Source organism: Cupriavidus sp. 05T313, from assembly GCF_056396665.1.
This window is the reverse complement of record NZ_JBFTLX010000241.1, coordinates 1-10986: the sequence shown is the minus strand read 5'-3', so window position 1 is coordinate 10986 and position 10986 is coordinate 1. Positions and strand designations below refer to the sequence as shown.

Here is a 10986-nt window from a genome sequence, read left to right as displayed (position 1 = left end):
GCTCATGCCTGGTTAGAGCAGCGGACTCATAATCCGTTGGTGCCGTGTTCGACTCACGGGAGGCCCACCATTATTGAGAAAAGCCCCGCAGGTTTCTGCGGGGCTTTTTCTTTTCTGCGATGGCCTCGGCGCGTGCTCCGCCGATCCTTGCCATGCGAGCATTCAAAGCTTCTGCACGGCAGCCAGGTCGAATATCTTCGCCCAGCGCAACGCCTCCTTCCGATTCGCCATCGGTATATTCCAGCCGCCTTGCGCATTGTGTTCCAGACGCAATGCAAGCTTCCATTCGCCGCCGTTCTCCAGCGCGCTGGCGCCCGCGATATCCGCAAAAATAAACTTCGTCTGCTGGCCGTCGACGTCCAGTGCGCCACGTTTGCGCTCAGGGTCCACACGGACCTTTCCCCACGATCCCTCCAGCGACAGGATGCGTTCCCCTTTGACCGTCACGCCGTGGATCGCGCGATAGCGGCGCACCAGGCTTGCGACGAATGCAGCAAGCAGTGCCGCGCAGAACACGACGGCAGCGGTACCGGCGAGCCAGCCAAAGGCGGCGGCTACCGTTGCGTAGAGACGGACCGCGCCGTAGATGAGGGCACCGATCAATGCCAGGCCGGCGATGATGAATGGCACGTCTTTTCCTTTAAAAAAATGGAAATGAATTAACCGGCCCGCCTATGGCGCCGGATTGGATGGCCGCTGCGGCGTGACCAATGTACCGAAGGTGTTGCCCATGCGGTGGCTTGTCACCGAATAGTTGAACAGCCCCAGTGCATTGGAGGGGCGTTCCACGATGGCTTCGGATGCCAGCTTCCGGTCAGAGGGCGGCTCGCCCGGGCCGGGCTTGGGAATCAGCTTTTGCGTCAGGCAGGTAAACGACGGGGCCCGCACGCCATCGACTTCGACCTCGACACAACTCGCCGCGGCATCCCCCATCGGTGGGGGCGCCTCCGAAGCGAGCAGGGAGCCGGCCGTCCCAAGGCTACCCACGGTCATTGCCGCAACTGCCAGCCACTTGCCCATTTCGTGCTCCGTCATCGTTGCTCGCCAAAAACGGCATTGGCGATATGCCTGAAGTGTAGCGCCGCCTTTCAGACCGCGCGGCACGTAATTTCCTATCCGCGAACACCTGCCTTTAAAGCGCATCGCCAACGCCCGCCTGCGCGCATGAAGCTTTCGTGACAAACGACAGTCGCCGCGCGGGCCGTTCGTCTAACCATTCGTACGCGGCGCTGAAATGATGACCGCTCATCATGGCCTCGCGGATGCGATCGCATGCGACTTGCCTCTGGTGGGGGCGCCGGCGCAAGGGAACGACGGCAATTGTTTCGCAAGGAATTGAGTAAACACATGCAAGGCAAGAACAAGAAAGAAGCGTCCGGGCGCTGGAGGGCGGTGTGTCTCGCGATACTGGGACTAGGGGCGCAGGGAACAGCCATGGCGCAGGCTACGGCCGATGCAGCGGCGGAGGCGCCGGCACCTGCCGTACAGCCCGAAGCGGAACGCCGCGTCGACATCAATGAGTACATCGTGCGTGGGAACACGGTGCTGGACGCACGCTCGATCGAGCGCGCGGTGACGCCTTACCTCGGCCCCAAACGCACCATGAAGGATATCGAGGGCGCGCGCGATGCCTTGCTCGCGGCTTACCAGGCCAAGGGTTTCCAGTCGGTGTACGTGGACCTGCCCGAGCAGCAGGCTGTCGGCGGCGTGGTCTTCCTGCAGGTGAGCGAGACCAAGGTGGGGCGCGTGCGCGTGGTTGGCGCGCAATACAACTCGCCGGTGGAGGTGCGTGAGCAGGTGCCCGCGCTGGCGGAGGGCGCGGTGCCGGATTTCAACCAGGCGCAGACGGAGCTGACCGCGCTGAACCGCGGCGGGAACCGGCAGGTGATGCCGCTGGTCCGGCAGGGCACGCTGCCCGGCACGATGGACGTGGATCTCAAGGTCGACGACAGCAGCCCGTGGCGGGCGAGCGTCGGCCTGAACAACGACTACAGCGCGGACACGAAACAGCTGCGGGCCACGGCTTCGCTTGGCCACGACAATCTCTGGCAACTTGGCCACAGCGCATCGGTCAGCTTCTTTGGCGCGCCGCAGGACCTGAACCAGACGCAGGTGTGGTCGGGCTCTTATGTGGCGCCGCTGCGTGGGACCAACTGGGGCGTCGAGGCTTCTGGCTACAAGTCGGACAGCAACGTCGCGACGGTGGGCGGCACGAACGTACTGGGCAAGGGCTATGCGGTCGGCGTGAAGGCGACCTACACCGTGCCGAACACCGGCGCGTGGTGGCACGCGTTCAGCGCGGGCGTGGACTTCAAGGACAACGAGGAGGTCACGCGCCTGGGCAGCAGCGGCGACACCGTGCCGCTCAAATACGCGCCGATCACCCTGGGCTATTCGGGCTTCGGGCAGACGGAACGCGGCAGCTTTGGCCTGAACCTGTCGCTGGTCGCGGGCACGCGCAGTTTCCTCGGCTATGGCAGCACGGCGCAGCAATTCGACTACAAGCGCTACAAGGCTTCGCCGAGCTTCATGGTGCTCAAGGGCGATACCAATGGCACGTACACCTTTGCGGGGAACGCGCAACTGGGATGGCGCCTGGCTGCCCAGATCACGGATTCCCCGCTGGTGTCGAACGAGCAGATCGCCGCCGGCGGCATGAATTCCGTGCGCGCCTACCTGTCGGCCGAAACCACGGGTGACTACGGCGTGGTCGGTTCCGTCGAGATGCGCACGCCGCCGCTCACGTTCTTTACCTCCGTGGTCGAGAACTGGCGCGCCTATTTGTTCGCCGATGCCGGCCAGGTGCGCCTGCGCGATCCGTTGCCCGAGCAGCAGAGCAATTTCTCGCTCGCCTCGGTGGGCATGGGCACCACCTTCCGCCTCGGCCAGAAAGTCACCGGGCGCCTGGACCTGGGCTATCCGCTGAAGGCCGGGCCACGCACGGAGCGCGGCGACCCGCGGGTGAATTTCAGCGTCACCGCGAGCTACTGACCTTCGCTCCAGCCTCTTTTACATCCATTCCTTACGAGCTAACCGAGAACCACTGTCATGCGACGCATCCTTTTGCTCGTGCTCACGCTGCTGAGCACACTACTGCCTGACCTGGCCCATGCCTGGTGGCAGCCCGACTGGGCTTACCGCAAGCCGGTCACGATCGATGCCGGCCCCAAGGGCGGGGCGATCGGCGGCGACGCGGGCCGTACTCCGGTGCTGCTGCGCCTGCATACCGGCAACTTCAGTTTCGAAGGCGTGAGCGAGACCGGCGCCGACCTGCGCTTCGTCGCGGCGGACGACAAGACGGTGCTCAACCACCAGATCGAACAGTTCGATCCGCTGCTGGGCATCGCGCTGGTCTGGGTCGATGTGCCGGCGGTATCGGCGGGCGGCCCGCAGCAGTTGTGGATGTACTACGGCAATGCCAAGGCGCCGGCATCGGGCAATGGCCAGCGGACCTTCGACCCGGACTACACCCTCGTCTATCACTTTGCCGAGGGCAGCGTGCCGGCGCGCGATACCACGGCTTATGGCAACCATAGCCAGACCGCCGTGGTGAGCATCGATGGCACGGTCATCGGCAAGGGCGCGCAGCTCGGCGCCGCGCCGCTGGTGCTGCCGTCGTCTCCTTCGCTGGCGCTGGCCGCCGGCGCGCAGTTCGGCTTTTCCGCATGGGTACGCCCCGAGAAGCTTGGGCCGCTGCAAGTCATCTACGCCCGCCGCGATGGCGCGGGCGAACTCGTCATCGGCATCGACCAGGGCGTGCCCTTTGTGCAGGTCAACGGCCAACGCAGCAATCCCGGCCAGCCCGTGCAGGCCGGACAGTGGTCGCACCTGGCGGTCAAGTCCGATGGCAAGAGCGTGGCCCTCTATGTCGGCGGACGCCCCGCCGCGTCGCTGGCGGCCAGCCTGCCGGCCTTGAACACGCCGGCCTCGCTGGGTGCCGACACGGCTGCCGGCTCCGCACTGGCCCCTTTCACCGGCGCCATCGRTGAAGTGCGCCTGTCCAAGATCGCACGCCCGGATGCGCTGATCCTGGCGGACGCCGTATCGCAGGGCGCCGAGTCGCGGCTTGCCGTATTCGGTGCCGACGAGCAGCAGGCCGGCAAGAGCCACTTCGGCTTCATCCTGGCGGCCATGCCGCTCGACGCGTGGATCGTGGTGGGCCTGCTCGGCATCATGATGGCGCTGTCGTGGGCCATCATGATCAGCAAGGGCCGCAGCTTCGGTGCGAACTCGCGCGCCAATGCCGCGTTCATGGTGCACTTCCGCCAGGCGTCCGGCGCGCCGCTGGACCAACTGGCCAAGAGCAACCGGATCCCCGAGGACGTCAAGGCGGATTCGTCGCTGTGGCGCCTGTATGAAATGGCGGTCGAGGAAATGCACCGCCGCCATCAGATGGGCTACGACCTCAATGCGGTTTCCGATGCCACCATCAGCGCGATCCGCGCGGCGATGGATGGCGTGATGGTGCGCGAGAGCGAACGCATGGCGGCCCGCATGAACTGGCTGTCGACCACCATCGAGGGCGCGCCGTACGTCGGCCTGTTCGGCACGGTGATCGGGATCATGCTGGTATTCGTCGTGGCGGCCATGGCCGGCGCGGTGGATATCAACTCGGTGGCGCCGGGCATGGCCGCGGCCTTGCTGTGTACCGCCGCCGGCCTGGGCGTCGCGATTCCCGCGCTGTTCGGCTACAACTGGCTGGCCTCTCGTTCGGATTCGATCGGCGCCGACATGGCGGTGTTCGTGGATGAGTTCGCCACGCGCCTGGCCGAAGAGCAGGGCGAGGGACGTCGCGTCCCCGCTGCCCTGCACCGGGCTTAAGGGGAGCGCGCGGCCATGGCATACGCAGCCAAGTTCGGCACCAAGAAGCGCTCGAGCGGCATCAACATCACTCCCTTCGTCGATGTGCTGCTGGTGGTGCTGGTGATTTTTATCCTGACCAGCAATGCCAGCATCCCGGGCATCAAGGTGGACCTGCCCAAGGCTAGTTCGTCGGTCGCGCTGGAGAAGCCCAAGACCAAGGCCATCACGATCGACAACGCGGGCCAGGTGTTCCTCGATGCCTATCCGGTGACGCTGCCGGAACTGGAGGAGCGCCTGCGCACGGAGAAGGCCCTGACACCGGATTTCCCCGTGATCGTGCGTGGCGATGCCGCCGTGCAGTACGCGAAGGTCGTGGAGGTGCTGGACCTGCTCAGGCGCATCGACCTGAACCAGATCGGCCTCGTCACCGGCAAGCCGGCGTGAGGAGAGTCGGGTGAAACATCGCGATCCAACTCCTCGCCCCCGGCAGCGCGCGGCCGCCCTGTGGCGCCGCTGGGGCGGGCTGCTCATCGGCGCGCTGGTGATCGTCGGGCTGGCTGTGCTGGTCTGGCGCCTGCTGTCCGATACGGCCAGCACCAGGCGCGAGGTGGCCGCCACGCCGATGCTGGTGCTGCCACCGCCGCCGCCTCCGCCGCCCGAACCCGAGAAGCTGCCCGAACCGGAGCCGGAGAAGATCAAGCCGGAAGTGGTCGAGCCCAAACCGGCGGACCCTCAGGAAGCGCCGAAGGACGACGCGCCGCCAAGCCCGTCGAAGGACCTCGGCGACCCGGTCACGATCGACGGCGCGGCGCAAGCCGGCACGGACGCTTTCGGCATCCAGGCCGGGAGCGGCGGCGGCATGACCGGCGGCGGTGGCGGACTCGGCAGCCGGTCCTATGCGAGCTATGTCTCGAATGCCTTGCAGCAGGCGTTCGCGCGCGACCAGCGTACCCGGCAACTGGCGTTCGAGGATATCCGCATCGATCTGTGGCTGGACGCCGACGGCAAGGCGACGCGCGCGCAACTGGTGCGCGGCACCGGCAACGCGCAGACCGACGAAGCCGTGCTGGCCATGGTGCGCGATTTCCGGGCCRACGAGCGGCCGCCGGCTTCGCTGCGCTTTCCGATGCGTATGTCGATCAAGGGGCGCCGGCCGTGACGATGCCCGAGGCACGTCGCCGCCTGTCCCACCTATCCCATCCCATTCTCTTGAACGAACCGATGAACCATCCAGCAATCCCCCAGCGACATCTGGGCCGTGGTGCAGCGTGGCAGACGCACGAAACAAAGGGCCGCTCCTCACACCAGGCGGCGCCCATACGCAAGACGCAGGTCCTGGCCGCGGCCATGGCGATCGCATTGCTGACGGCGAGCGGCGCGGGCCACGCGCAAGCCGCGGCGCCCGGCGACACCTCCATGGTCAGGCTGATCCGCAGCCTGATCCAGAGCGGCGCGCTGAACAAGGACGCCGGCGAGGCGCTGCTGGCCCAGGCCCAGACCGAGGCGATCGCTGCCCAGCAGGCGCAGCGCGTGGCGTCGGTGGCGCCGGCCGCTACCGCCGGCGGCATGCGCGTGGAGCCGGGCGATGTGCGTGTGCCCTATATCTCGGACACGGTCCGCGACCAGATCCGCGACGAGGTCAAGGGGCAGGTCATGGCCCAGGCGCAGGCCGAGGGCTGGGCGGCTCCGAACGAGACGCCGGAGTGGACCAAGCGCATCCGCATCGAAGGCGATGTGCGCGTGCGCGACGAATCGCGCTTCTACTCCAGCAACAACACCGATAGTGCCATCGACTGGTCGGCGATCAACCAGGGCCCGGGCTTCGACGTCAACCCGAACACCAACCTGTCGCTGCCGCCGCTGCTCAACACGCGCCAGAACCGCGTGAGCCTGCTGCGCGCCCGTGCGAGGTTCGGCGTCTACGCCGATATTTCCGAGAGCACCCGTGCGGGCATCCGCATCGCGACCGGCAATGACGACAGCCCCGTGTCCACCAACCAGACGCTTGGCGGCGGCCTTGCCAAGAAGAACGTGTGGCTCGACCAGGGCTGGCTGTCATACCGGCCGGCGGAATGGGTCAACCTGACCGCTGGCCGCTTCGGCAACCCGTTCGTGTCGTCCGACCTGCTGTTCTCGAACGACCTGAATTTCGACGGCCTGGCGGCGCAGTTCGACAAGGCGCTGCCCAACAGGGACGTGGCGTTGTTCGGCACCCTCGGCCTGGTTCCGCTCGAATACTCCTCGGACAACTTCCCGAGCCGCAGCCAGAACAAGGCGAGCAGCGAGAAGAAGTGGCTGCTGGGCGCGCAGATCGGCGCCAGTTGGAAGGTCAACAACGACAACCGCCTGCGCGGAGCGCTGGCGTATTACGACTTCCGCAATGTCAGCGGCGAAGTGTCCCAGCCTTGCGCCTTGTACGCTGGCGCCGACAGCTGCAGCACGGACTGGGCGCGGCCGGCCTTCATGCAGAAGGGCAACACGTTGATGCTGTTGCGCAATATCGCGCTCAACCCGCTGGATCCGGCCGGCACGCCGCAGCCCCAGTACGTGGGCCTGGCTTCCAAGTTCCAGTTGCTCGACCTGAACTTCCGCTGGGAAACCAAGGTGGCCGGCAGCCTCGGCCTGCGCATGGATGCGAACTACGTCCGCAACCTGGCGTACGACGAGAACGGCATGTTCACGCGCGCCAACGGCGGCATCGTCAACAACTTCGGCGGCAGCGGCGGCACCAATCGCGCCGACTTCAAGAGCGGCGGCAACGCCTACATGTTCCAGGCCACGCTGGGCAAGCCCGTTACCGTTGCCAGGGGCGACTGGAACCTGCTGCTTGGCTACAAGCGCATCGAGCCGGATTCGATGCCGGACGGCTACAACGATTCGACTTTCCACCTGGGCGGCACCAACGCGCGCGGCTATTACGTGGGCGGCTCGTACGCTGTCGACAAGAACACCTGGTTCACCGGCCGCTGGACGTCGACCAAGGAAGTCTATGGCCCGCCGCTGGCAATCGATATCTTGCAGGTCGAGATCAACACGCGCTTCTAGGAGGGATACCGTGTCATCCACATCATGCCTCCGAGGCGCCTGGCGTCCGCTGGCGCTATGCGCCAGCCTCCTGATGGCGGGGGCAACCGCCCACGCCCAGCAGGCCCAGACCATGGAAGAGCGCTTGCGTGCGCAGCTGCGCATCACGACCACGCAATTGCAGCAGGCGCAGAACGAACTGGCTGCGCTCAAGGCCGGCGCGCCGCAGGGCGGCGGCGCCGTTGCGCCCGCCACGGATTCCGAGGCACTCCGGAAAGACCTGGAACGCACCCGCGCACAGCTCGCGGCCGAGCGCCAGGAGCGCGAAAGGCTGAGCGACAGGAACCAGCAAGGAAAGCAGCAGGCGCAAGCCATCGCGGAGAAGGCGAGCGCGCAGGTCGCCCAGTACCGCAACGCCTACGACGAGCTGCTGAAGCTGGCGCGCGCGGCGGAGGCCGAGCGCCAGCGGCTGACCGTCGAGGCCACGTCGCGGAACACGGCGATAGCCCGATGCGAGGCCAAGAACGCGCAGTTGTACGCCGTCGGGCAAGAGATCCTGCATGCGTATGAGACGGTCGATATCGGCGCGGTGATGATCGCTCGCCAGCCCTTTGCCGCGCAGAGCCGGGTCAAGTTCGAGCAGATCGCGCAGGAGTATGGCGACAAGCTCTACGAAGGGCGCTTCTCGGCCGCCGGCGCGGCTCAGGCCGCGCCGGCGGCGAGCGCCTCGACCGATGCCAGGGCGGCGACAGGCGCGCCGGAGGCTGCGCGCCCGTGACCCGCGAATCCAGCAGCAGCCCGTGCATCGCGGTGGCGCCGAGCCTGCTGTTGCTGGGGCGCGAGTGCTTTGTCATGTTGCTGCGCTGTAATGAGGAACGCACGGCTGTGCGTGGGCCGGGCGGCGCCGCCGGTTCCCGCGTCTGCGCGCCCGCGCGTCCGGAGAAAAGGGTACCTACGCAGATGAATCGATTGAAATTGCATGTCCAGGCCGTGCTGCCTCCGGTGCGTACGGCCATCGGCATCTTGCTGGCTTTCTGGCTGAGCGCGGCACCCGTGCAGGCGGCGGAACCCGCCGCCGCCCCTGTCGTGGCACGCCTCGGTACGATCACGGTAGGCCAGGACGATGTGGCTCGCTTGCTGCAGGGCTTGCCCGACGCGGACCGGGCCGCCGCCAGGAGCAACCGCGCGGGCATCGAGAGCTGGCTGCGCCAGCGCCTGGCCAGCGAAGCGCTGCTGCGCGAGGCGCAGGCCAAGGGATGGGCGGACCAGCCGGAGGTGAAGGCACGCGTGGACGCCGCCGTGCGCGAGATCTCCGCGCGGATCGTATCCACCACCTACCTGGAGTCGGTCACGCAGGTGCCGGCCGGCTATCCGTCCGAGGCCGAGGTCAAGGCGGCTTACGAAGAGGGCAAGGTGAACTTCCAGGTGCCAGCGACGTATCGCGTCGCGCAGATTTTCCTGGCAACCAAAGCCGGCGATGCGGCTGCCACCGCCAGGGTTCGCGATGAAGCGCGCAAGCTGGCCGGGCAGGCACGCCAGGGCGATTTCGCCGCCCTGGCCAAGCGCCATTCGCAGGATGCCCGCGGCGCGGAGCGCGGCGGCGAAGTCGGCACGCTGCCGCTGGCCCAGATGCTGCCGGAAGTGCGCGATGTTGTCGCCAGGCTCAAGGCCGGACAGGTCAGCGATCCGGTGCAATCGGACGCGGGCTTTCATGTGGTGAAGCTGCTGGATTCGCAGCCCGCCCGTACCGCGGCGCTGGACGAGATCAAGTCCCAGCTGGTGGCGGCGATGCGCCAGCAGCGCCAGCAGCAGCTTGTGCAGGCCTATCTTGCCAAACTCACGCAAGCGGGCACGTTGAGCATCGATACCGCCGCGCTGGACGCGGTGCTGCAGAAAGTGAACTGAAGCCGCGGGTCGGGGCGCATGTTGCCCCGGCCAGCCACCTATCCTCCTTCCCATTCAAGTTTCAGGAAATACCATGAACGCAAATGCCAACCAGGTTGAAGTCGCAGAAGACACCAAGCCCGCCCTGCTAATGGCGGCCACTTCCGACCAGGTCGCTGACGCCATCAAGGCCGCCGGATGCGCCGTGGCGGCCATCGAGCAGGACGGCGTGCCGCGCCTGCACAGTGCCAGCCACGGGGTCGGCTTCCAGGTCCTGTGGGGCAATTCGGTAACGCCGGGCGAGTACCTGGACTTCACGCTGAGCTGCCCGCTGCGGGTGCAAGGTGGTGCCCTGCCCGAGGGCGTGCTTGGCGACTGGCATCGCGCAAAGCGCTTCGCACGCGTCGCGCAGCATGGCGAATTCCTGGTCCTGGAAATGGACGTGGTGATCTCCGGCGGCGTGGGCCCCGACTATCTCACCGTGGCGATGCAGCTGTGGATGCAGATGATGGGGCAGTTCTTCCTCCATCTGCGCAACTTCCAGCCCGCCGTGTCCGACGCGCCTGCAGACGGGCAAGCGCTGGACACCGGCGCCGCCGTGCTGGCGGAAGAGGWAACTGCCTCCCCGTGACGTTGCGCGCGATGGTGATCTGACGTACGGCCTGCCGTCAGCCGGGGCGGGCCGGTGCATCTCCAATGTTTCACCCAGCAGGCTTTTTGTATCGAGGTCGTCACGTCCTGGTGCCACGATGGCGATTTCAACATGGTGCCGGTGACTTGCCGACGCTTCGAGGTCCGGCACCTGGCGGACAAGGTCTGCGTGACATGTATCGAGGGGGCGCTGAGGGTGGAGCATCCGGCCGGCAACCGGGTGCTGCAGGCACGCCAGCAGACGGTCTATGACGATGTTGCCGCCGGCGGCGTTGCGCGGATCGAACCGGCTGGCGTTTCGGCATGGCGGAACGGTGAACTGGTGTTTAGCCAGGCGCGGCTGATCGATGTGCTTGACGAGATCAATCGCTACCGGCGCGGGCGTGTGGTGCTGATGAATGCTGCTGTGCGTGACAAGCCTGTGAGTGGGAGTGTTTTTATGGCGTCGCTGGATCTTGCGCTGGCTCAGTTGCAGCATACTTTTGATTTGCAGGTCAGGTTGTTGCCTGGTGGGTTGGTTGTTTTGAGTTGAGGTTTGGGTGGGGTTTTGTCTGGGTGTTTCTGGTTGCTGCTGACGTTTGGGGGCGGGGTTTTATTGCTTCTAGCTGCTAGAAGCAATAAAAC

Annotated in this window: 11 protein-coding genes; 9 read left to right on the top strand and 2 right to left on the bottom strand. The window is 66.3% G+C overall.

Annotated features, from left to right (window positions below; genetic code table 11):
• Positions 1-162 precede the first annotated feature (162 nt).
• Together AC1DKD_RS33680 and AC1DKD_RS33675 are read right to left on the bottom strand one after the other, a co-directional pair.
• The gene (locus AC1DKD_RS33680) at positions 163-630 is read right to left on the bottom strand and encodes a hypothetical protein (RefSeq protein ID WP_441631546.1); all 468 of its coding nucleotides are present in this window, start codon (positions 628-630) and stop codon (positions 163-165) included.
• Positions 631-672: 42 nt separating this feature from the next.
• The gene (locus AC1DKD_RS33675; protein WP_477111845.1) at positions 673-1035 is read right to left on the bottom strand and encodes a hypothetical protein; all 363 of its coding nucleotides are present in this window, start codon (positions 1033-1035) and stop codon (positions 673-675) included.
• Positions 1036-1434: 399 nt separating this feature from the next.
• Between AC1DKD_RS33675 and AC1DKD_RS33670 the strand changes: the two genes are divergently transcribed.
• The 9 genes from AC1DKD_RS33670 (at position 1435) to AC1DKD_RS33630 (ending at position 10894) form a co-directional block, all read left to right on the top strand.
• On the top strand, positions 1435-2991 hold the full coding sequence (locus AC1DKD_RS33670) for a ShlB/FhaC/HecB family hemolysin secretion/activation protein (RefSeq protein ID WP_477111844.1): 1557 nt from the start codon (positions 1435-1437) through the stop codon (positions 2989-2991).
• A gap of 57 nt (positions 2992-3048) precedes the next feature.
• Positions 3049-4821, top strand: a complete 1773-nt coding sequence (locus AC1DKD_RS33665) for a DUF2341 domain-containing protein (RefSeq protein WP_477144224.1) — start codon at positions 3049-3051, stop codon at positions 4819-4821.
• Positions 4822-4836: 15 nt separating this feature from the next.
• Entirely contained in the window at positions 4837-5247 is a 411-nt protein-coding gene (locus AC1DKD_RS33660; protein WP_035866382.1) for an ExbD/TolR family protein, read from the top strand.
• A gap of 10 nt (positions 5248-5257) precedes the next feature.
• Positions 5258-5962 (top strand): energy transducer TonB family protein, encoded by a 705-nt coding sequence (locus tag AC1DKD_RS33655; RefSeq protein WP_477144223.1) that lies wholly within the window; start codon positions 5258-5260, stop codon positions 5960-5962.
• Positions 5963-6150: 188 nt separating this feature from the next.
• Complete coding sequence (locus AC1DKD_RS33650; RefSeq protein ID WP_477111842.1) at positions 6151-7848, top strand: putative porin; 1698 nt, start codon at positions 6151-6153, stop codon at positions 7846-7848.
• 10 nt (positions 7849-7858) lie between these two features.
• On the top strand, positions 7859-8605 hold the full coding sequence (locus tag AC1DKD_RS33645; protein WP_477102287.1) for a hypothetical protein: 747 nt from the start codon (positions 7859-7861) through the stop codon (positions 8603-8605).
• Positions 8602-9732: a peptidylprolyl isomerase gene (locus AC1DKD_RS33640; protein ID WP_477111841.1), complete on the top strand. Its 1131-nt coding sequence runs from the start codon at positions 8602-8604 to the stop codon at positions 9730-9732. The genes AC1DKD_RS33645 and AC1DKD_RS33640 overlap by 4 nt, the downstream gene beginning before the upstream one ends.
• A 73-nt stretch (positions 9733-9805) precedes the next feature.
• On the top strand, positions 9806-10342 hold the full coding sequence (locus tag AC1DKD_RS33635) for a YbjN domain-containing protein (RefSeq protein ID WP_477144222.1): 537 nt from the start codon (positions 9806-9808) through the stop codon (positions 10340-10342).
• A gap of 54 nt (positions 10343-10396) precedes the next feature.
• Positions 10397-10894, top strand: a complete 498-nt coding sequence (locus tag AC1DKD_RS33630) for a FecR family protein (RefSeq protein ID WP_477144221.1) — start codon at positions 10397-10399, stop codon at positions 10892-10894.
• Positions 10895-10986 lie beyond the last annotated feature (92 nt).

Bases quoted from the DNA above. Each gene is read 5' to 3' on its own strand.
- AC1DKD_RS33675 (WP_477111845.1), bottom strand. From the start codon at position 1,035: ATGACGGAGCACGAAATGGGCAAGTGGCTGGCAGTTGCGGCAATGACC.
- AC1DKD_RS33650 (WP_477111842.1), top strand. From the start codon at position 6,151: ATGGCGATCGCATTGCTGACGGCGAGCGGCGCGGGCCACGCGCAAGCC.
- AC1DKD_RS33660 (WP_035866382.1), top strand. From the start codon at position 4,837: ATGGCATACGCAGCCAAGTTCGGCACCAAGAAGCGCTCGAGCGGCATC.
- AC1DKD_RS33670 (WP_477111844.1), top strand. From the start codon at position 1,435: ATGGCGCAGGCTACGGCCGATGCAGCGGCGGAGGCGCCGGCACCTGCC.